This is a genomic window from Pseudoalteromonas sp. MMG033 (assembly GCF_057197785.1).
In genome coordinates, this window is the sequence record NZ_CM170070.1 from 756,725 (window position 1) to 777,479 (window position 20,755).

At 42.0% G+C, this 20,755-nt stretch carries 20 protein-coding genes; 8 read left to right on the plus strand and 12 right to left on the minus strand.

Features of this window, described 5'->3' with window-relative positions:
* Positions 1 to 10: 10 nt before the first annotated feature.
* Together purD and AC2CZC_RS03640 are read left to right on the plus strand one after the other, a co-directional pair.
* Positions 11 to 1,294 (plus strand): phosphoribosylamine--glycine ligase, encoded by a 1,284-nt coding sequence (gene purD / locus AC2CZC_RS03635; RefSeq protein WP_484583849.1) that lies wholly within the window; start codon positions 11 to 13, stop codon positions 1,292 to 1,294.
* 193 nt (positions 1,295 to 1,487) lie between these two features.
* On the plus strand, positions 1,488 to 2,300 hold the full coding sequence (locus AC2CZC_RS03640; RefSeq protein WP_484583850.1) for a DUF2797 domain-containing protein: 813 nt from the start codon (positions 1,488 to 1,490) through the stop codon (positions 2,298 to 2,300).
* On the opposite strand, the gene AC2CZC_RS03645 is transcribed toward AC2CZC_RS03640, so the two are convergent.
* The gene (locus AC2CZC_RS03645; protein WP_484583851.1) at positions 2,276 to 4,792 is read right to left on the minus strand and encodes an EAL domain-containing protein; all 2,517 of its coding nucleotides are present in this window, start codon (positions 4,790 to 4,792) and stop codon (positions 2,276 to 2,278) included. The two genes, AC2CZC_RS03640 and AC2CZC_RS03645, sit on opposite strands and share 25 nt — an antisense overlap.
* Positions 4,793 to 4,869: 77 nt before the next feature.
* Between AC2CZC_RS03645 and AC2CZC_RS03650 the strand changes: the two genes are divergently transcribed.
* Positions 4,870 to 5,172 (plus strand): hypothetical protein, encoded by a 303-nt coding sequence (locus AC2CZC_RS03650; protein WP_484583852.1) that lies wholly within the window; start codon positions 4,870 to 4,872, stop codon positions 5,170 to 5,172.
* Between the two features lie 4 nt (positions 5,173 to 5,176).
* On the opposite strand, the gene AC2CZC_RS03655 is transcribed toward AC2CZC_RS03650, so the two are convergent.
* From AC2CZC_RS03655 to AC2CZC_RS03675, 5 genes are all read right to left on the minus strand, one after another.
* Entirely contained in the window at positions 5,177 to 6,094 is a 918-nt protein-coding gene (locus AC2CZC_RS03655) for a histone deacetylase family protein (RefSeq protein WP_484583853.1), read from the minus strand.
* A gap of 95 nt (positions 6,095 to 6,189) precedes the next feature.
* Complete coding sequence (locus tag AC2CZC_RS03660; RefSeq protein ID WP_484583854.1) at positions 6,190 to 7,755, minus strand: serine hydrolase; 1,566 nt, start codon at positions 7,753 to 7,755, stop codon at positions 6,190 to 6,192.
* A 12-nt stretch (positions 7,756 to 7,767) separates the two neighbouring features.
* Positions 7,768 to 8,265 (minus strand): gamma-glutamylcyclotransferase family protein, encoded by a 498-nt coding sequence (locus AC2CZC_RS03665; protein ID WP_484583855.1) that lies wholly within the window; start codon positions 8,263 to 8,265, stop codon positions 7,768 to 7,770.
* 11 nt (positions 8,266 to 8,276) lie between these two features.
* Positions 8,277 to 8,900, minus strand: coding sequence for a LysE family translocator (locus AC2CZC_RS03670; protein ID WP_484583856.1), 624 nt, complete (start codon positions 8,898 to 8,900; stop codon positions 8,277 to 8,279).
* The gene (locus AC2CZC_RS03675; RefSeq protein ID WP_484584838.1) at positions 8,893 to 9,678 is read right to left on the minus strand and encodes a hypothetical protein; all 786 of its coding nucleotides are present in this window, start codon (positions 9,676 to 9,678) and stop codon (positions 8,893 to 8,895) included. Before AC2CZC_RS03675 ends, AC2CZC_RS03670 begins: the two co-directional genes overlap by 8 nt.
* Before the next feature lie 202 nt (positions 9,679 to 9,880).
* Here AC2CZC_RS03675 and AC2CZC_RS03680 point away from each other — a divergent pair, with 202 nt between their 5' ends.
* From AC2CZC_RS03680 to AC2CZC_RS03700, 5 genes are all read left to right on the plus strand, one after another.
* Positions 9,881 to 10,210 carry a 5-carboxymethyl-2-hydroxymuconate Delta-isomerase gene (locus tag AC2CZC_RS03680; protein WP_063361516.1) on the plus strand — a complete coding sequence of 110 codons (330 nt, stop codon included), beginning with the start codon at positions 9,881 to 9,883 and terminating at the stop codon, positions 10,208 to 10,210.
* 49 nt (positions 10,211 to 10,259) lie between these two features.
* Positions 10,260 to 10,970, plus strand: a complete 711-nt coding sequence (gene rsuA / locus AC2CZC_RS03685; protein ID WP_484583857.1) for a 16S rRNA pseudouridine(516) synthase RsuA — start codon at positions 10,260 to 10,262, stop codon at positions 10,968 to 10,970.
* A gap of 147 nt (positions 10,971 to 11,117) precedes the next feature.
* Positions 11,118 to 12,749 (plus strand): methyl-accepting chemotaxis protein, encoded by a 1,632-nt coding sequence (locus AC2CZC_RS03690; RefSeq protein ID WP_484583858.1) that lies wholly within the window; start codon positions 11,118 to 11,120, stop codon positions 12,747 to 12,749.
* Between the two features lie 346 nt (positions 12,750 to 13,095).
* Complete coding sequence (locus tag AC2CZC_RS03695; protein WP_484583859.1) at positions 13,096 to 13,251, plus strand: hypothetical protein; 156 nt, start codon at positions 13,096 to 13,098, stop codon at positions 13,249 to 13,251.
* Positions 13,252 to 13,275: 24 nt separating this feature from the next.
* Positions 13,276 to 13,890 carry a hypothetical protein gene (locus tag AC2CZC_RS03700; protein ID WP_196760683.1) on the plus strand — a complete coding sequence of 205 codons (615 nt, stop codon included), beginning with the start codon at positions 13,276 to 13,278 and terminating at the stop codon, positions 13,888 to 13,890.
* Positions 13,891 to 13,895: 5 nt separating this feature from the next.
* On the opposite strand, the gene AC2CZC_RS03705 is transcribed toward AC2CZC_RS03700, so the two are convergent.
* The 6 genes from AC2CZC_RS03705 to yajC all read right to left on the minus strand — a co-directional run bounded on the left by AC2CZC_RS03705 (position 13,896) and on the right by yajC (position 20,729).
* On the minus strand, positions 13,896 to 14,690 hold the full coding sequence (locus AC2CZC_RS03705) for a substrate-binding periplasmic protein (RefSeq protein WP_484583860.1): 795 nt from the start codon (positions 14,688 to 14,690) through the stop codon (positions 13,896 to 13,898).
* A gap of 205 nt (positions 14,691 to 14,895) precedes the next feature.
* Positions 14,896 to 16,635: a bifunctional diguanylate cyclase/phosphodiesterase gene (locus tag AC2CZC_RS03710; protein WP_484583861.1), complete on the minus strand. Its 1,740-nt coding sequence runs from the start codon at positions 16,633 to 16,635 to the stop codon at positions 14,896 to 14,898.
* Positions 16,636 to 16,866: 231 nt separating this feature from the next.
* Positions 16,867 to 17,397 carry a hypothetical protein gene (locus AC2CZC_RS03715; protein ID WP_484583862.1) on the minus strand — a complete coding sequence of 177 codons (531 nt, stop codon included), beginning with the start codon at positions 17,395 to 17,397 and terminating at the stop codon, positions 16,867 to 16,869.
* Positions 17,398 to 17,559: 162 nt separating this feature from the next.
* Positions 17,560 to 18,501, minus strand: coding sequence for a protein translocase subunit SecF (gene secF / locus AC2CZC_RS03720; RefSeq protein WP_237135999.1), 942 nt, complete (start codon positions 18,499 to 18,501; stop codon positions 17,560 to 17,562).
* Positions 18,502 to 18,509: 8 nt separating this feature from the next.
* Entirely contained in the window at positions 18,510 to 20,369 is a 1,860-nt protein-coding gene (secD, locus tag AC2CZC_RS03725) for a protein translocase subunit SecD (protein WP_484583863.1), read from the minus strand.
* 21 nt (positions 20,370 to 20,390) lie between these two features.
* On the minus strand, positions 20,391 to 20,729 hold the full coding sequence (gene yajC / locus AC2CZC_RS03730; protein ID WP_023397444.1) for a preprotein translocase subunit YajC: 339 nt from the start codon (positions 20,727 to 20,729) through the stop codon (positions 20,391 to 20,393).
* Between the last annotated feature and the right edge of the window lie 26 nt (positions 20,730 to 20,755).

Consider the following 20,755-nt stretch of genomic DNA (forward strand, 5'->3'; position numbering starts at 1 on the left):
ATACTTTGCCATGAATGTACTTGTCATTGGCAGCGGCGGCCGTGAACACGCACTTGCGTTCAAAGCCGCTCAAAACCCATCAGTAAAAACTGTTTTTGTAGCGCCAGGTAACGCTGGCACGGCTTTAGAACCAAAGTTAGAGAACGTTGCAATTGGCGTTGAAGACTTAGATGCATTGGTTGCATTTGCAAAAGAAAACAAAGTTGAGCTCACTATCGTTGGTCCTGAAGCACCACTAGTGATAGGCGTTGTGGATCGCTTCCGCTCTGAAGGTTTGGCTATTTTTGGCCCGACTCAAGCAGCAGCACAGCTAGAAGGTTCAAAGTCATTTACCAAAGACTTTTTAGCAAGGCATCAGATCCCAACAGCGGCTTACCAAACGTTTACTGAGATTGAGCCTGCGATTGCTTATGTCAAAGAGCAAGGCGCACCGATTGTTGTTAAAGCGGATGGGCTAGCAGCGGGTAAAGGCGTTATCGTCGCAATGACCGAAGCTGAAGCGGAAGAAGCAATCCGTGACATGCTTGCAGGTAACGCATTTGGCGATGCAGGCAGCCGAGTGGTGATTGAAGAGTTCTTAGAAGGTGAAGAAGCGTCATTTATCGTCATGGTTGACGGTAAAAACGTGCTACCTTTTGCCACCAGCCAAGACCACAAACGTGCATATAATGGCGATCAAGGTCCAAATACAGGCGGTATGGGTGCATACTCTCCTGCTCCAGTTGTGACAAAAGACATTCACGACCGTATTATGAATGAAGTGATTTATCCAACAGTAGAAGGTATGGAAGCTGAAGGCCACCCTTACACTGGCTTCTTGTATGCGGGCTTGATGATAACAGCAGACGGCACTCCTAAGGTTATTGAATATAACTGCCGTTTTGGTGATCCTGAAACACAGCCAATCATGCTGCGTCTACAATCAGACCTTGTGTCACTGATTGAGGCGGCAAACCGTCAAGAGCTAGATCAAACTGAAATTCAATTTGATCCTAGAGCCGCTGTTGGTGTTGTATTAGCAGCAAAAGGCTACCCTGCAAGCTATCCAAAAGGCGATGCAATTTCAGGTCTTCAGGTTAATTACTCTGAAGGTGAAAAAGTATTCCATGCAGGCACTAAGCAGCAAGGGGATGATGTCGTGACAGCGGGTGGACGTGTTTTATGTGCTACAGCGCTAGGCCATACTGTAACAGAAGCACAAAAACGTGCTTATGCACTGGTTAAAGACATCAACTGGGACGGTGTAGAATACCGCACAGACATCGCTTATCGTGCTATTGCTCGTGAGCAGTGATCTTTAATTAGATGAATATGCTAAAACGGCTCTCTATGAGCCGTTTTTTATTTACGAGACCAAAACGCAAATAAAAACAAAAAACAATATCAATTTCAAACCATTGAAATATCTAATTTTTTCTAATTTACCATTGGTATTTTCCAACTGACTTGCTAGGATCTCCTTTTGTATCATCTTTAGGGGCGTAAAGATGCAGGGCACGTTAAGTAAACTAAAAGCCAGCCTTACCAATCCAATTCAATATCAGCTGCCAATTGGCGACGAGCTGATTAATCTCAATGACTATTTTGACAAAGAAATTACCTTAACTTTTACAGGTAATATTTATTGCTGCAGTTGCGGTAAAAAAACCAAAAAAAGCTACTCTCAGGGCCACTGCTTTGTGTGTATGAAAAAGCTTGCTAGCTGCGATATGTGCATCATGAAGCCAGAAACGTGTCACTATGATCAAGGCACATGCCGAGAGCCAGAGTGGGGAGAAGCCAATTGTATGATCCCGCACTATGTTTATTTAGCCAATACATCAGGTCTCAAAGTCGGTATCACACGCCATACACAGATCCCAACTCGCTGGATCGATCAAGGCGCGACCCAAGCATTACCCATTTTTAAAGTACAAACACGCCTCCAATCTGGACTGGTAGAGGTTGCACTGGCCAACTTCATTGCAGATAAAACTAATTGGCGAAACATGCTAAAAGGCATTAACCCTGAATTAGACCTAAAGCAAAGTGCACAAGAATTAATTCCTCAGATCCAAGAAAAGCTCGACGAGCTGGCTGAGCTATTTGGCGCAACGGCCATTGAACGTCTAGATGAAGAGGTTGTAGACCTAACCTTCCCTGTTGAAGACTACCCGACAAAAATTAGTTCCTTCAACTTTGATAAAGAGCCGACCGTAAGTGGTGTATTAAAAGGCATTAAAGGGCAATATCTCATTTTTGAAAAAGGCGTTATTAATATTCGTAAGTTTACTTCTTACGAAATCAATTTCTCTGCTTGATAGAACTCACACCAAGCCGCTTGCGAAAGCGGCTTGCAATACAAGTACCCCTGCATAGCATGGCAGCCTAACTTTTGTAAAAAGCGCATTTGCTCTTGCTTCTCGACCCCTTCTGCCACCACATGTAACTTCAATGCTTTGGCCATTGCTACAATCGCACTGACAATTTCACTATTACCATACTCGTCAGGTATTTTTGCGATAAAGCTGGGATCTATTTTCAAGATATCTATCGGTAACTTAGTAAGATAACTTAACGCCGAATAACCCGTGCCAAAATCATCCAGAGCAATACTCACTCCCATTTTTTTTACACTGCTAAGCACGTCCTTGGCACATTGGAAATTACTAATAAAGCAGCCTTCAGTGAGCTCCAGCTCAATTTGATTACCCTCTAACTCATATTTACTCAAGGCATTGTGCAATGTAGTAACAAGATCGCCCTGTGTTAAATGCTGCGCAGAGACATTGATCGCTAAATGCCTAACATCAATATTCATCTTTCGCCAATATGCCAGCTGAGCACACGCTCTATCGATAACCCACTCATCTAACTTAACAATTAAACCCAGCTCCTCTGCCAATGGGATGAACTGTGCGGGGGAAATCATGCCAAGGTTAGGATCATGCCATCTTAATAAGCACTCCAAACTCGTTACACGGCCACTAACAAGACACTTTAACGGTTGAAAATAGAGCTCAAACTCTCCATTTTCAAGTGCACTTTGAAAGCGGCTCTGCATGGATAAGCGCTCAAGTGAACGTGCATTCATAGACGCTTTATACATTTGAAATGAATTCCGCCCCAACTCTTTAGAACGATACATGGCTACATCAGCGTGTTTCAGTAAGCTTTCACTGTCAGAGCCATCGTCTGGATACATAGATGCACCCAGTGATGCCGTCGCAGCAACTGAAATATTCCCCAGGTTAAAAGACTTATTAAATTGCAGTAACAGCTTATCAGCAAAGGACACCACAGAGTCCATATCAGCCACTTCAGTCAGAAGTACGACAAACTCATCCCCACCGAGTCGAGCAAGGGTATCCCCTTCTTTTAGAATACTTTTGATCCGCTCACTGACTTGCATTAGCAATTTATCTCCAGCACTGTGTCCCAGCGTATCATTCACTTCTTTGAAGCGGTCTAAATCAATAAACATAACACTGATCTTATGCTGATCGCGGTGTGCCGAGGCCAACGCCATAGATAGCCTGTCATAAAATAATCGCCGATTTGGTAGTCCAGTTAGCTCATCAAAATAGGCTAATCGCGCAATTTTTTCTTCTGCATTTTTGCGCTCAGTAATATCACTGAATATTGCTGCATAGAGAATTTCATCACTATAGAGGTCGTTAATTTCTATGATTGTGAGCCACTCAACATAAATATCACCCGTTTTTTTCTTATTGCAGATCTCGCCTTGCCAAACCCCTTTTTCTTTTAACGCCGCCCACATTGAGTTGTAGTAGTTCTCATCGTGCATACCTGAACTCAGAATGCTTGGCTTCTTGCCAATCACCTCGTAATCCTGATAGCCAGTCAATGCACTAAATGCGGGGTTGATTTGAATGATTTCGCCGCTACTGCGGGTGATCATAATGCCATCCAATGAAGCGTCGATTATTCTATTGGCAAGGTAGAGGTTTTTCTCCGATTTACGAAGGGCAATATCTCGCTGCGCCAACACATTCTCTAGCTCGCTACAGTACGCTGTTTCTATTTCAGTAAGGACATTTTTCAGTGCCAATAAACCTACAACTTGGGTAGTAGATTTATCACGTACAACAAGGTGACGTATCGATTTGGCAGTCATCTTTCGATATGCATCAAATAGACTTTCGTCCGGCGTCATAGATAACATAGGATAGCTTGCTAATTCCCAACATGGCTTTTGCCATTGTGGCTCTAGGATCGCGTACGCAATATCACGTTGGGTAATAATGCCATACTCTTTTAACTGTTCGTGATAGACCAATACCGCTGTTGCTCGACTTTGACGCATGACTTCAATGGCTCCACTAATACACTGATGACTGTCTAGCACACTTACATCGCTGTCAAAGTGATCTTCTATGGGACGAAAGTGCAGATAATGATCCAAGCCTTGGTTACGAACAATATCGGATAAAGAGACAACGCCCGAAGGTTCATTATTGCAGTCTTTAACCAGTAAATGTCTGATCCCAAGTTGATGTAATTTGATGGTCGCTTCGCTAAGTGTCTTATCAAGCAAAATGTCATGAACCGGTGAAGTCATAACCTGCCTAATTGGCAGTTGGGAAAGGTGAATATGCTTTAGATCTAGTTTCACGCAGTCAGACTCAGTCCATATGCCTACAATGTCACCTCGATGCGTAACAAAGATCGAGCTGACATTGTGCTGACGCATTTTTACTAATGCATCATATAAACTGGTTGATTCATCACATGATAATAAGCTAGTCGAAAACACGTCTTTAATTTTCAGCTGACGTGAGTCACCTATCATAAGCACTTTCCTCGCATTCTAACTACCATCTTGAGTATACTAAGCTGTCTTTCGCTAACTTTGACTGAGAACAAATAATGACGATTAAATCATACCCATTAGTGCTGATATTCGACCAAAGTATAGAGTACATTGAGTGCGAAGAAGATTTACAAGAAAGTCTCTTTTACCTGTCTGAAACCCAAACTAAAACAGCAACATGTATAGATTTCGAGGGCCGTTTTACAGGGTTAAATGAGCAGGAAAAAGCCCCGCTTAGTTATGAGTTTTTAACGCTGTTAGTGCAACAAAAATTGGTTGATGAAGGGCAGTGTTGCACTGCAAAAATTCAAATTACAGAACTAGAACAGATATTTAGTTTAATGAAAGAAACAGTGTAGGCAGCTAGTATTCGGCAAGTGTTCTCACATGTGTTTCTACACTGCGACCGAGTGAGGACAGCTCATATCCCCCTTCCAAATAAGAGATGATACCAAGGCAGTCAAGCTCTTTGCTCAATTGCGCAATTTGCAAAGTCAGCCAAGCATAATCGTTTTCAACAAATTTAAGCCCGCCCATATCATCTTCTAAATGCGCATCAAAGCCTGCGCTTATGATAATGAGCTCTGGTTGAAAATCACGCAGTTTAGGCAGCCACTGCTGAGTGTATAACGCACGCAGATCGGTACCATCGCTGGCAACTGGTAAAGGAGAGTTGACCACTGTATCAGTATTTTCTATTTCAGTATTAGGGTAAAACGGATATTGAAATAACGAACAAAAAAGCACATTGGGATCTGATTTAATGATTGCCTGAGTACCGTCTCCATGATGCACATCAATATCCAAAATAGCGATGCGTTTAACACCTTTGCTTTGTGCATATTTAGTGGCTATCGCGACATTATTAAAAACACAAAAGCCCGCAGATTTATCCTCATATGCATGATGACCAGGCGGTCTCACTGAGCAAAAAGCGGCATCATGACGACCACCAAGTACTTCATCAACAGCCATTATTCCCGCCCCTACAGCTCGCTCTATGGCTTTTAACGAGTCCTTACACAACCAGGTATCACCATCTAAGTCCACCAGCCCTTGCTCAGGGATAGAATTTAAAACTCGCTCAACATGTTCTTCATTATGTGCTAAAGCATAATGAGACAGCTCTGCTTTAGGGGCCATCAAATGCGTGACAGCAATATCCAACCCAGACGCTAAAATGCGATCAGCAATGGCATCTAAACGCGCTGCGCACTCAGGATGCTCTTCCGTCATTTTATGTCTGCGGCAAAGTGGGTGAGATATAATTGCTGTACGCATATCGCTGTCCTTAAAAATCTGAATCGACAGTGTATCAAAGCACGCATTAGTGTGCCTTGATACTTTGGTGTGATAGTTAACACCTCTAATTTATCTTAATACGGTTGCGCAACCGCACTTAAGTCTAAATTATGAAAATCAAAGCTAAAGTCAGTAATTTTTGGGTTCACCCACTCCATATCAGCACTTTGTACCTGTTGCTTGTCATTCAACTTAAAATGGATATAGGCATCTGCCTCAAGCAGCTTTTCATGCCACTTAACCACAAATGTATTGCCATCATGGTGATGCAATGTCCCTTTTAAAAGCTTTGTATGGGTAAAATCGATATGAAGCTGGCCTGCGATTTCCTCCATAATGACATCACCATACCACGGACTACGAAGGGTACCCGTATAATCGCTAAGTGGCAGACTCGCTGATTTCGACACCACCTTTTTCGGGCCCTTTTCAGCATATAATGATGCCCGCTTTTGCTTATACTCCTGATAGCTATCTAAAACCCAATCTCTGGGTTCCAAATCAAGTGCCTGCTCAAAGACTTCATTGGTGATTGCTCTAATTGCAGGGTAAGCATGCTGATTTGATAGTATAACCACACCTAAGCCTTTTTCTGGGATCATAGCAACTTGTGAACCCATACCTAAAATTCCACCCATATGACCCACGCGCTTATAACCAAAATAACTTTCAACCGCCCAACCTAGGGCATATCCTTTAAAATCTTGCTTGAATGCGATGCGGTCTTCATCACTGGGAATACGCATAATTTGCGGATGCCACAAGTATTGATGGGTTTCAGGGGTTATTAATTGCTTACCCATTGGGGTTTTTCCCGCATTCACCTGTGTTTGCAACCATTTTGTCATATCAGTGACATTAGAGGCGATGGCACCTGCCCCGCGAAAATCTTCCAAATAATCACCGACAAACTCTTCTAACTGTCCTTCATACTTAATTGTTCCAGTTGCAAAGTTTGTATTGCCTTTATCAATGCGAGAGAAAGACGCATAAGAGTTTTTAATGCCCACTTGTGGGAAAATCCGTGTTTCAATAAATGCTTGCCAGCTGACACCACTAACTTTAGCAACAACCTCTCCAGCGACCACAAACATCAAATTGTTATAATGATACTCAGTGCGCAAAGGCGCGACAGGTTTGATATGTTTTAGCCCTGCTAGAATTTCTTTTGTTGATTTGTCGGTATCAGGCCAGATCATTAGATCCCCAGCGCCTAATGCTAGGCCACTGCGATGACTCAATAAATCACGGATCGTCATTTGCTCTGTCAACTCTTGACTGTAAAGCTGAAACTCTGGCAAATGTTTTATTACTGGATCGTCCCAATTCAATTTACCTTCCTCGACCAGCATCCCAAGTGCTGTGGCCGTGAACGCTTTACTGTTGGATGCAATGCCAAAGAGGGTATGTTCATCAACGCTGTCACTTTTACCGTACTGTCTGATCCCATATCCCTTTGCTAATACCACTTTGCCGTTGTGCACTATCCCAATTGCCAGCCCAGGAATTTCAAAACTATCCATAGCCTGTTGAACTGATTTCTCAATCTCAGACAACTGAGGCGCCGTCAAAGCAACGACGTTGCTACTCATTATCAAGGTCGTTGCACAGCATAATGTGCGCCAAAGAGCTTTTCTCATATCCGTATTGCCTTATTTATATATATTTAATTCTAATGCTTGTTTCTTTTTATCCACATCAGCGATGCTTTTTTGCGTCTTTATCATTTCAATATAGTCGGCTGGAAACCCATGTTCATGCGCTCCGACAATGACGTGATGCGTATACCAATCGAAAGGAAGTTCTTTATTTATGAATGTATTTGCAACGTAACAATGCACGCGGGCATGGCGACCCTCTCCCATCAATACATTGAATTGAACACGGTCATAACGCGCCCCTTCAATATCATCTAAGTGAGCTATTTGCGCATGGCTCAAGACATATACAGCACCATAAACCACACTCTGCTCAGTGCTTTTGATGATATTACACTTCGCGGAACCATCAGTACTGAGCATATCAAAAGTAAGCTGATATCCTTGTAGTGTGGCAATTCCTTTTAGCTTAACGTGAGGTAGCCTTTGCTTGAGTCTTAAAGACGACAAATTTGAGCCGTATGCAAAATATAAATACTCGTCACTACCCATTATTACTCCCCCTATAAAACAACACGCATAGCCAGCAGGATTAAAACAACACCAATCCCACGATCAAACCAGTGTCCAGCACGATGGAAAAAACTTCTTACTCGAGATTTGGATAAAAACACGGACAATAACGAAAACCAAACCCAAGTTGCCAAAGCCATATATGAACCGTAAAAAATTTGTACAGCCTGCGGTGTTTCTGGATCAATCATGAGTGTAAATAATGAAAGGAAGAATAGTGTTGCTTTTGGGTTAAGCGCGTTCACTAAAAAGCCTCGTCTTAGAGCTTTAAAATCAGACTCACTATCTTTCGCACCTTGGATAGACTCCATTGGCTCAACATTTTTTTGTGCTCTAAGGGCTTGCACTCCCATGTACGCTAAATAGGCACCCGCAGCATACTTGAATAAATTAAATAAGTCTGGAGATTTTGACAGCACAAGTGCCACGCCCAACAAGCAGTATGAAACATGCACAAAAATCCCTAAACCGACGCCCGCACTGGTATAGAGCGCATTTCTTCGCCCTTGCTGTACACTCTGCTTTAACACTATCGCAAAATCAGGCCCTGGGCTTGCCACTGCAAAAAAGTGTGCGACGGCAATAATTAAAAACTCATCTAGATACTCAAGCACGGCTGCGATCCTCAAGGGCTAACAGCATAGGATCCGCAGAGTTCTGTAATATTTTTTTTAGTTGCTTTTGCGCTTTTTTGAACATGCTTTTTAAATGAGGCTTCAGGTGTTTTCCACCCTGCTCGTCGCCTTTAAAGTGACATACTAACGCATGCAAAAATATACTTTCTTGTTCATTAAGCGCCGCCTGACGGTTGGCGTACGGGTTATAACACGACCCACAACCGCCTCTAAAATGATAGGCGGTATTACATATCATGGTGCCAAATCCCATAAATATCGCCAGTACATCCGCTGCTACCGGTAAATTTTGCTGACCGCCCGGTGGTAATTTACCAACATGATGAATGAGCATTAATGCCATACTCCCCGCCATGCTTGCCACGAGGTCTTGTGGTTGATTGATTTGGTTTGGATTATATGAGACATGCACCGGTAAACTTGGTTTATTGGTTAATACCACATCTTCTCCTCGCAACCCATCGGACAACGAAAAATGAGGAAATGTCTGCTGCATTGACATCATTTGCGGTGACGTTAACGCTATCGGCCACTGCGTTAAACCTGCGTAGCTTCTGACTCGCTGAAAAACGGACTGGGCCATTTCTTCTACACTTGTGACACGATCGGGAAAATACTGCTCTGTTGGCTGCACAATCTGAGTATTTTTTAAAAAATACTCACTATCAAAATGCTCAGCCGCCCATAGAAACAGCTCGACCAAAGATTGTGACTCTTCAGACTCTAATAATGGTTTAGATTTAAAAATTGATAACATATATTCAATCGACACGACCAGATAATGATTACCCAACACCATACCAAGTCACATTAAGTTAAGGCAAGGTAAGCAGATGATTAAATAGCATTAAACCTTGTCTGACTTTAACCATAAGCTTTGTTTAGATTTCATTTCTGACTTGGATAAGCTGTAGAAGCCACTTATTATAGTCACCCTCCATAAGCGATTAAAACAGACTATGCCACATATCATTATCGAACACTCAGCTTCGCTGCAGTGTGACCTTACACATTTAACCCAATCTATACATCAAAGCACCATAGAAACTAACTTGTTTGATGAGCAAACCATAAAGACACGTCGAATTGCATTTGCTGAATGTATTCTTGGCAGTGGCAAGCTGGACTTTGTTCACATTCAAGTCCACTTATTGGTCGGTAGAACACAAGCGCAAAAACAAATACTCAGTGAAAAGTTACTTAGCACACTAGAAAGTTTATTACCTGAATCGGTCAGTTTAAGCGTTCATCCGTATGATTTAGATCCTGCTATTTATCGCAAAAATTAAATCATTCATAATACGTAAGTATCTGATCCCGTCTAGTAAGAGTAAATAAATGAAATTTCCATGCCGTATAGATAAATTTGTCAGTCACATAAATGAACTTCCTCGCAGCAAAGTAAAAATACTCATTAAAAAAGGAGAAGTGACAATAAATGGCATTTTGACAAAAAAAAGTGACGTGCAAATAAGTGCTGATGACCTAATCGAAGTAAGTGGTAAGCAACTGAAGTATCTAGGTAAAAGATATTTCATGCTCAATAAACCTCAAGGTTATGTGTGTGCTAATCACGATGAATTGCACCCCACTGTTTTTGACTTGCTTGATGAGCCGAACTTAAAAGATTTTCATGTCGCGGGTAGGCTAGACATAGATACAACGGGGCTAGTATTAATCACCAATGATGGCGACTGGTCACATCAAATCACTTCCCCAAAAAAACAAAAATTTAAGACATACCTTGTTGAAACAAAAGAAATAATTACTGAAGAGTCTTTAGAGAATTTACGCCAAGGTGTCGCTTTACATAATGAAAAGCAACTGACCCGCCCAGCACAGGCAGAAGCGATTGATAAATACGCGTTGAGGCTGTCTATCTGTGAAGGAAAATACCACCAAGTTAAGCGTATGCTCGCAGCCGTTGAAAACCATGTAGTTGAATTACATAGAGAAAAAATAAGTGACATCACACTAGATGCCAACCTGGCACAGGGTGAATATCGTCCATTGACTCAGCAAGAAGTTGACATAATCAATGCAAAATAGACCGCAATAAAGTCGTCATATGAGTAAAAATCATCTAATTTTTACTTATATACGGTTAAACCCTACTTACATAGCGCGCTCAAACATGATAAATCATAAAGGTAAGAGTGCCATCAACTTTTAACTGACTCTGCTAAGGTGCATATTGTGTTTTCGACCCTGACTTTACGACTAAAAATAATCTTTTTCGCAGCAGCAATTTTTATCGCCTTAATTTCTATTGCTGTGCTTGGGCTTCAATCACTTCGCCATGCAAGCGAAACAGATAACATTGCACGCATTAATCAATTGATGAAAAGTACAGTCAACATCGTTGAGCAATTTGAAAATTTTGTCAGGTCGGGCGATTTAACCGAGCAAGAAGCAAAAAAACTTGCAGCCCAAATATTAAGAGAAAACAAGTATCACAACTCTGAATATGTCTATGTTGTTGATGAGCAGCTTAACTTTGTTGCAGCACCTCATGACCCTCAATTACATGGCACAAGCTTCAATGATTTTAAAGACGCCAGCGGTAATAGCATTGGCAGACTGGTAGAGCGCAAAGTAGGAAATAATACCAACAGAATCATTACATACCACTGGAATTCTGAACGAAATGGCGAAGTTGTGGATCTCACCTCCGTTGTACAAAAAACGTCTTTATTTGGTTGGTACGTTGGCACCGGGATCAGTTACAAAGAAGTAGATGAAAGATATTGGGAAACAGCAAGCTGGTTACTAACCCTCTCATTGATAATTGCTGTTGCGCTCACCTTCACCGTCGCTCGCTATGGTCTATCCCTGTCCAACAAGCTTGGCGCAGAACTCAATGATGTGCTCGATATTGTAAGACAGGTGTCTCATGGCAATTTAACTTCGCGAATTGACACCTCAAATGCCAAAGATTACAGCATCATGGCAGCCATGCACTATATGCAAGATGGCTTAAAAGGGGTTGTTAGCGGGTTAATGGTTGTCAGTGACAAACTGAAAGAACAGAGCTTTGATGGAGAGGCACGATCCAATGACTTAGAAAGCTTAACTTTAAGTCTCAGTGAAGAAACACAGATGGTCGCTTCGGCTATCACCGAGCTCACTGCGTCAGCCCAAACTGTCGTGGAACATGCAGAACAAGCCGCATTCTCAGTCCAAGAAGCTGAAAGCCAAGGACAAAATGCTGATAGATTGACCTCCAATGCGACTGAAGCAATCGCCCTTTTAGAGCAACAGATAGACAGTGCAGGAAACAATATTCAAGCGCTCGATGAAGAAGTTAACAACATTGCGAACGTACTAAGTGTGATACAAAGTATTGCAGAGCAAACCAATCTTCTTGCTCTAAACGCTGCTATTGAGGCAGCTCGAGCTGGAGAACAAGGACGAGGTTTTGCCGTTGTAGCTGATGAAGTACGCCAACTGGCGCAAAGAACTCAGTCGAGCACCGAAGAAATTCATACCATGATTGGTAATTTACAATCAGCGACTCAAGAAGCTAAATCATCCGTAGCACTGAGTATCACCACCAGTGAAAAGACCGTGACGATGTCATCGGAAGCAAGCGAAGCATTACGCAGCGTCGCATCTTCTTTAAGCGCTATTTCTCAAATGAGTGATCAAATAGCATTGGCAGCAAAAGAGCAGCTAACCGCAGGTGAAGATACAGCCAAAAGAGTCGTGATCATCTCTGATACTGCGTCTCAAACAGCCAGTGTCTCGCAACAAGCACATACCGCAACAGACAGCATTAAGGCACAAGCTACGCAGTTAGAAAGCGAAATGGCAAAATTTAAGCTGTAATATCACAAGATTATCATTAATCAATTTTGCAAAATAGAATAGGTACATTCTACCTTCTCTATTTTGGGTAATTTTTTACACAAACTGGCCTGAATTTAGCATCTTATTTTTTTGTAAAAAAATGTTTAACTCCAAATTATTTGGTGTTAAATTCAATGAGTCACCCATATTTATTCGAACATTAAGTACGAAGGAATGGCCATAAAACAATTCTTTTTTACTAGTTCCGGTGATGCTTCTTCTGGTAAAGCAGTAAGGCTTGCGTTGTGCCTGTTGCCATTGGAAACTAAAGAATGTTTAACATTCATTTAGCTGACTAGACGATAATGAAATAAGGATAATCACTATGAAGATGATTGCTAACAAACAATGCCGTTTAATTGCGGGCGGTTCAGGTTTATTAGGTCCAGCGGACCCTTTTTCAGAAGGGCGAAAGACTCGACAAGAGAAGCTTGTTGTACATTCAAACCATAGGGCAGCATCGCCCGTCAAAAACTCTTAATTAGTTTTAAGTTAAGCATTATTTATGGCAAAACAGTTTGCATTCAAAGATCTACTACTGCCTTATGTGGTTATGGTAGTAGTGATCTTTATTATTCAAGACGCGACCTACTTCTTCTTCTTGGCCTATATATCGATTATTTCTTTGGTGTTTTTGATAGGGCATAGACTAAGAGATGTTAACATATGTTCAATTTCATTCATCGCAATGATCCCAGTGTTATTCGAGAACATTATTTTTACAACTGGGTTAATTAGCTTAGTATCTACACCTGGTGATAGACTAATACAAAATAGCCTTATCTATGGTGTGCATTTGTTTAAGGAGCTCATTATTTTAGTCCCCTTAACATACCGAGTTGAGATTTCGAAGCGATTATTTCCAAAGCACAAAATACGCTATACCTTTGCTGATAGCATTTTACCTTGGTTATGCTTGATCAGCGCTGCAATTAGCTTTTTCGCATTAATTGAAAATTATATACGCAATGGTAAAGGCTACGATATGACTTTCTTTTACTATGCGTTTGATGTGACAGGTTACCTAAATTATTCAATATTTTGCGGTGTACTTGTTGTACTCACATTTTTGACCTACAAAGAGGCCTATGACTTTAAGGTGCCTTCTATCAGGCGTTGATAATATTAGTGGAAAGGGTTTGTTAAAGGCAGCATATGGCTGTTAGACAGCATGTTTAGATCAAAGTAACGCTGCAGTAATGCATTGTAAGCACCACTGTGCTTCAGCTTTTTCAAACCTATTTCAAGCTTTTGTGCAAGTTCCACTTTGTCCTTATTCACGAAAAAGTAAAAACGAGCAGGATAAGACAGGTAGTAGTCTGGCACTATCATAAGCGCGGGGTTATTTTGATTCAGTAACTCAGATTGTGCCTCAACGATAGAACGAGGGAAATAATCCGCTTTTTTGTGTAATACCATATCAAACATGGCTTGATAATTTACAATGGGTTTAACACTCAAGCCATTGCTTGAAAGGATTTTTGTATCTGGCCAATCATGCCCTTGTACCGCAGTGAATTTGCTCAGTTGTGCTAACTCAGTAATGCGTTTAAAGCGCTCGTATTGCGCTTTATGAATAATGAGAACACGCTTGCCGATCAGGCCATCAAATAAAGGAAATTTGACTGCTATGGCCAGTTTTTCTCTTGCCGGGCTGGTCATGCTCCAGTGCAAGTCCACTTGCCCTTTACTCAATGCCATCAGAGTACGCTGTTGATGAGGGTGTACTTTAACATGCTCTATATTGACATCGTATTCAGCCGCCTTTAAAGCCTGCTGTAACAACTCATACAGAAATAAGTCTCGGTCGTAAAGTGGACGCTGCTCTTTGGCGACGTAAATTGTTTCCTTTATATCCTGTGCCGCCCCCGTAAACGCCAAAGATAGTAAGCAAAAGCCAATAAACTGTCTGATCATCATGTTCCCCAAACCTATTAAGCTACTCGGTAACTACGACGGTATAAATTACTATATATAAACTGAGCGAGAATTTCCCTTCGCCTTAAGTATATATATTTCATAATATATCGTCTTGAAGCAATAAGTTTGTTCACAAAAACCAAGTTCAGCGTACCATTTGCACAGATTATTCCACTCTTTGCTTAGAATCTCAAAATTAGCAGCATTAAAGGTGATTGGACGCCGTTTCAAGCCTCACCATTGGCGCACTTGGTTTTCGTCGATTACAGACAAACAAATAACTATTGCGATAGCGCTTCGCTTCTTTTTTAGCATCTGTTGCTAAAGCCGCTACCTGATGACTATTTTTACATGATTCGACATCTGGGCTAACGAGCCCAATGGATAAAGTGAGTAACGGAACAAATTGCTTTTGTCCTTCTCGATTAGTAGCCCAGTAACCACCAGCTGCAACATGTTCAGGTGTGAATAGGGATTTAGAACGCGCTTCAAATTGTTCAATGATCTGATGGCAAAGCGATTCCGCATCGGCTTGATCAAACACCACCATAAAATCATCCCCTCCAATGTGCCCGACAAAGCACTGGCTATGTTGGCACACCTGCAGAGTGACATCAGCTAACAATTTAATGACACTGTCCCCACTGGCATAGCCATACAAGTCGTTAAACTGCTTAAAATGGTTTAAATCAATATAAGCCAATGAAAAACTATGCTTAGCACGAAGGCGCTGTTCAATGGCTTCATTTATGGCGACATTACCCGGTAGCATAGTGAGCGGGTTTGCATGCTGCGCATGGCGGATTTTATCTTCAGTAATATGCTTTAAAATATCCCGAAGAGGCGCCAAGCCTATGTACTCGCCTTCTTTAGTGATAACAATATGTCGCCTAATATCAAATTCATTTTCAGTAATGAGCTGACTGACAAAGTCTAACTGCTGTTGCTCATCAACGATCAGAGGCTGTTTATCCATCAATTTAACAACTGGCTTTTTATCAAATAATGCGTGACCATAAGGTGCAGCAAAGACCTCTGTAAGCTGATCTCTGTGCAATAGCCCTACAGGCTGCCGCGCATCATTGAGTACAGCGAGACTTGTCAGGCCTTTATTCTGTTCAAAGCGACGATGGGCATCTATACACTGCGTACTCATATGAATGGCAGGCACATCGTGAGCAAGCCAACCAATAGCCATGGATTGCTCGAATTGACTCGCTGCAGGCTCTGATTGAATCTGCGCATTGAGAACATCACGGGGGTCAATCGCTAAATCGTTAGACTCCGCACTAGGTCTTGCTAATAAAAACCCTTGTGCATTCACTATTCCCATTTTTTTGAGCAATTTTAATTCTTCATCACGCTCTATGCCTTCAGCAATGACGGCTGTATTGGTTGCTTTAGCAAGCTCAATGATGGATTTGAGAAACTCTCTTTTCACGATGCTTTGGTCGCAATAATCGATAAAGTAACGATCTACTTTGACAAAATCAGGGCAAAGTTCCGACCATTGCTTTAGCCCAGAGTAGCCAGCGCCTAAATCATCAATCGCAATTTGAAAGCCCAACTGGCGATAATGCGATATGGTTTTAAGCAACAAAAATCCGTCATCTACTTTATCTTGCTCTGTCACCTCGATCACCACACGACTGCAGTTTAAACCAGCCTCTTCAATTAGATGCAAAGTCTCCCCTTTAGGGTGATGAGGATCTAATAAAGCTTTGGGGCTCACATTTAAAAATAGTTTGCCCGGCAAGTTTAATGCAGCAAACTGCGCGATGGCTTTTTTACGACAAAGCAGCTCAAGTTCAGATAGTCGGTCATATTTACTAGCCGCCGCAAACATCTTATCAGGTTGCGCTAACTCATTGTTTAAACTGCCACGGCTCAATGCTTCAAAGCCTAGTATCTGCTCTTTTGCAATATCAAAAATGGGTTGAAACATTGGATATACAGCTTCATTTCGCAAAATGTCATCCAATATGACGTTTAAAGGGTCCACTGAAACAACCAAACTCAATTCAAGTGTTTAATAATCGAGCAAAATATCAAAGATTTATGACAGTTAGATTGCAATCCAATGGAATTTACCAATATTGGGGATAAATATGAAGAGAGTAAGTAGACCGACAATAAGAAGAGTGAGATGAAAACAGCGTTTTCATCTCTTATGAGATTATTTTAAAGCCATCTCAACTTGACCAAAGTGCGCAATAACTTCAACAATTTCAAGTTCTGCATCTTCATAATGCGTTTTCTCGGTAAAACCAAGTTTAGCAATCGCCTGTACTGTTGCAGGGTGCACTAATAAGTCCTTCGCATGATAACACACAGGATCGCTGTACTCAGGTAATTTACCATCTTCATGGTAACCAGATTCAATCTCTTCTAGAGGCAGCGTAGGAATAATATCAGCAGCTTTATCAAGTGCATCTAGGTAATCTTTACACTGAGGATACTTAGTCACGAAATCAGCTAATAAATCGCGCGAGGTAGCAACTAAATTTGCAGATTCCTGTTCAAGATCTGTCGCTGATTTGTGCTCTCTGATGTTTGCTAGCAGTGAAGTTGCCTGAGTTTTATATTGGCCTAGTGCATTGTCGCTTGCAGGTGCTTGTGCTTCAGTCTTGGCCGCTTGTGTGCTTGGTTGTTCTGAACATGCAAATAGCGCTAAAGCTGCGCATGCAATTCCTAGCTGTTTATACATATAATCCTCAAATTCATTATTATTGATAACAATTCTCATTATACAGTCTTGTCATCATTTTGAAACAGAAAAGGCCACAATAAATGTGGCCTTCTTGATTCAGATCGAAAATTGAATTTTACCCTAACAGTCAGCTAACAAGCGTAACTGCATAGGCATTTTTTAAGGCATTGCGTCTAAATCAGCACCTTCTTTTTCAACTTCAACTGGGATCAGATCTTCTTTGCTCACACCCATTGCCACCGCAACAGAGCTCGCAACATACACTGATGAATAGGTACCAATGAATACACCAAATAACAACGCCGTCGCGAAGCCGTGAATTGTTTGGCCACCCCATACAAACAGAGCGATCAATACAAGTATGGTTGTAATTGAGGTAACAAGTGTACGATTCATCGTTTGCGTGAGTGAAATATTGATGATTTCTAAGGTGTCATCAATACGCACTTTACGGAAGTTTTCACGGATCCTATCAGATACAACAATGGTGTCATTCAGTGAGTAACCTATTACCGCTAAGATCGCCGCTAAAATCGTTAAGTCAAACTCAAGTCCAAGTAGCGAGAACAAGCCCATTGTTAAGATCACATCGTGGAAAAGTGCCGCAACCGCGCCAACAGCAAAGCGCCATTCAAATCGAAATGCCACATACACCAAGATACATAAAAGTGCCGTCAGCATCGCAAGGCCACCCTGCTCTTTTAAGTCTTCACCAACACTTGGGCCAACAAACTCAATTCGACGCATTTCAACACTGCTATCTGCCAACTTGAGAGCATCGATAAGTTGGTTACCAATGGTTTCTGCTTTGACATCTTCACGTGGTGCAATGCGAACCAATACCTCTTGGCTAGAGCCAAATAAGGTCACAGCCGCATCTGCAAAGCCATTTTCAGCTAACACTTTACGAATTTTAGGTAAATCTGCTGGTTGTGAGAAGCCCACTTCAACCGCGGTACCGCCAGTAAAGTCCAAACCAAAGTTTAGACCTTTCACCATAAATGACGCGATAGAAGCCAAAATCAAGACCGCTGAAAATGCCATCGACAACTTTCTTGCCGACATGAAGCGAATAGTGCTCGATAATTTTAATAATTGCATGCTCGCTCCTATATCGACAGTTTATTGATGCGTTTACCGCCAATGAACGCATTGATCACGGCACGTGTACCAATGATCGCTGTAAACATTGAGGTTAAAATACCAATCGCAAGGGTCACTGCGAAACCAGCAATCGGGCCTGTACCGACCGAGAACAAAATAACCGCTGCAATGAGTGTTGTAATGTTAGCATCAAAAATTGTACTGAATGCACTGTCATAACCATAATGAACCGCTTGTTGAGGGCTTCTGCCATCCGCTAACTCTTCACGGATACGTTCAAAGATAAGTACGTTTGCGTCTACAGCCATACCGACGGTTAATACGATACCCGCAATACCAGGTAAGGTCAGGGTTGCACCACTGATCATCGACATCACACCGACGATCATCACCAAGTTAGCCGCAAGTGCTAAGTTCGCAACGATACCGAAACCCTTGTAGTACATCAGCATGAAACCAAGCACAAATGCAAAACCTAACACCACAGCTGTCATACCCGCTTCAATGTTTTCTTGGCCTAAGCTTGGTCCAACAGTACGCTCTTCAACGATTTGAATTGGCGCAACCAATGCACCCGCTCTGAGTAGTAAGCTCAAATTGTGGGCTTCAGCTGGATTATCAATGCCAGTAATACGAAATGAATTGTTTAAACGAGATTGGATCGTCGCGACGTTGATGACTTCTTCCACCTTAATAGGCGGTAGTGCTTTACCATTCTCATCTTTTTTGCCAGAAGGCTTATACTCGATAAATACCGTGGCCATGCTCTTACCAACCGCACGTTTGGTAAAGGCACTCATCTTCGCGCCACCTTTGCTATCAAGGTTAATACTTACCTGAGGACGTTGATATTCATCCATACCTGACTGCGCACCGGTAATGTGAACACCTTCAAGGATCACACGCTTTTTCAGTACAACAGGGTAACCGTCTTTGTGATATAGCACTTCACTGCCAGCCGGCACTCGACCCTGTGCAGCAGTACGCGTATCAGCTCTGTCATCGACTTCACGGAACTCTAGTGTCGCGGTTGCACCTAGGATCTCTTTAGCTCGCGCCGTATCTTGTACACCAGGCAGTTGCACGATGATACGCTCAGAACCCTGTCTTTGTACGTTTGGCTCAGCAACACCTAACTGGTTAATACGGTTACGAATAATGGTTTCATTTTGCTTGATAGCATAGTCGCGTAATTCACGAACTTTCAAATCACTTAAACTCGAGAAAAACGCCAGTTCGTTACTGCTGTCGTTAACAAAAACATTGCCCGGGTAGCGCTTTTTCAAAAAGCGTTCAGCGGCTTTTTTGTCTTCAACAGAGCGCATAACAACCTGAACGCGGTCGCTATTTGCAACTTCACGGATAGTACGATAACGAAGTTTTTCGCCGCGCAAATCGCTCTTATAATCTTGCTCCATCTGCTCAAGCGCTTTGCCTAATGCCGTTGCCATGTCTACTTCCATTGTGAAGTGAACACCACCACTGAGATCCAGACCCAATTTCATTGGATTTGCTCCAATGCTCTTAAGCCAATCTGGTTGTGCTGGAGACATGTTAATAGCTGAAATGTAGTCTTCGCTCAGTGCGCCACGCAGGATATCCTGTGCTTTAAGCTGATCTTCTACATTCTTGAAGCGAATGAGAACTTGCCCTTCTTCTAGGACAGCAGATTTGATAGGTAGATTATTGTCTTGAAGTGTTTTATTTGCTTGATCAAGTACGCTTAAATCGGCGCTGGCCCCTTTCTTACCTGAAATCTGTATGGCCGGATCACGACCATACATATTAGGGGTGGCATAAAGAATGCCAACGGCCAAAACAGCGAGCACAAGCAAGTATTTCCACATTGGATACTTGTTTAGCACTGGATTATCCCTTTGTTATTGTTATAGCGACTTCATTGTACCCTTAGGTAAAACGGCTGCCACTGCTGACTTCTGTACAGTTACTTCAACTTGATCATTCAGGGCAATTACCACGAAATCTTTGTCTTCTGCAACCTTCGAAACTTTACCAACTAGACCACCTGACGTTAAGACTTCATCGCCTTTACCAAGTGCACCCATTAGATCTTTGTGCTCTTTAACACGTTTGGCCTGCGGACGGTAAATTAAGAAATAAAATACCAAACCGAAAATAGCCAACATGATAAGCATTTCCATACCGCCACCAGCTGGCGCGGCTGCCGCTGTGCTTGCGTGGGCGCTAGAAATAAATAAGCTCATTGCTCTTCCTCATTTAATTTTTATAT

What these genes read in the sequence shown, in the direction of transcription:
- purD (WP_484583849.1), top strand. Translation starts at nt 11, where the DNA reads ATGAATGTACTTGTCATTGGCAGCGGCGGCCGTGAACACGCACTTGCG.
- AC2CZC_RS03640 (WP_484583850.1), top strand. Translation starts at nt 1,488, where the DNA reads ATGCAGGGCACGTTAAGTAAACTAAAAGCCAGCCTTACCAATCCAATT.
- AC2CZC_RS03645 (WP_484583851.1), bottom strand. Translation starts at nt 4,792, where the DNA reads ATGATAGGTGACTCACGTCAGCTGAAAATTAAAGACGTGTTTTCGACT.
- AC2CZC_RS03650 (WP_484583852.1), top strand. Translation starts at nt 4,870, where the DNA reads ATGACGATTAAATCATACCCATTAGTGCTGATATTCGACCAAAGTATA.
- AC2CZC_RS03655 (WP_484583853.1), bottom strand. Translation starts at nt 6,094, where the DNA reads ATGCGTACAGCAATTATATCTCACCCACTTTGCCGCAGACATAAAATG.
- AC2CZC_RS03660 (WP_484583854.1), bottom strand. Translation starts at nt 7,755, where the DNA reads ATGAGAAAAGCTCTTTGGCGCACATTATGCTGTGCAACGACCTTGATA.
- AC2CZC_RS03665 (WP_484583855.1), bottom strand. Translation starts at nt 8,265, where the DNA reads ATGGGTAGTGACGAGTATTTATATTTTGCATACGGCTCAAATTTGTCG.
- AC2CZC_RS03675 (WP_484584838.1), bottom strand. Translation starts at nt 9,678, where the DNA reads ATGTTATCAATTTTTAAATCTAAACCATTATTAGAGTCTGAAGAGTCA.
- AC2CZC_RS03680 (WP_063361516.1), top strand. Translation starts at nt 9,881, where the DNA reads ATGCCACATATCATTATCGAACACTCAGCTTCGCTGCAGTGTGACCTT.
- rsuA (WP_484583857.1), top strand. Translation starts at nt 10,260, where the DNA reads ATGAAATTTCCATGCCGTATAGATAAATTTGTCAGTCACATAAATGAA.
- AC2CZC_RS03695 (WP_484583859.1), top strand. Translation starts at nt 13,096, where the DNA reads ATGAAGATGATTGCTAACAAACAATGCCGTTTAATTGCGGGCGGTTCA.
- AC2CZC_RS03700 (WP_196760683.1), top strand. Translation starts at nt 13,276, where the DNA reads ATGGCAAAACAGTTTGCATTCAAAGATCTACTACTGCCTTATGTGGTT.
- AC2CZC_RS03705 (WP_484583860.1), bottom strand. Translation starts at nt 14,690, where the DNA reads ATGATGATCAGACAGTTTATTGGCTTTTGCTTACTATCTTTGGCGTTT.
- AC2CZC_RS03710 (WP_484583861.1), bottom strand. Translation starts at nt 16,635, where the DNA reads ATGTTTCAACCCATTTTTGATATTGCAAAAGAGCAGATACTAGGCTTT.
- AC2CZC_RS03715 (WP_484583862.1), bottom strand. Translation starts at nt 17,397, where the DNA reads ATGTATAAACAGCTAGGAATTGCATGCGCAGCTTTAGCGCTATTTGCA.
- secF (WP_237135999.1), bottom strand. Translation starts at nt 18,501, where the DNA reads ATGCAATTATTAAAATTATCGAGCACTATTCGCTTCATGTCGGCAAGA.
- yajC (WP_023397444.1), bottom strand. Translation starts at nt 20,729, where the DNA reads ATGAGCTTATTTATTTCTAGCGCCCACGCAAGCACAGCGGCAGCCGCG.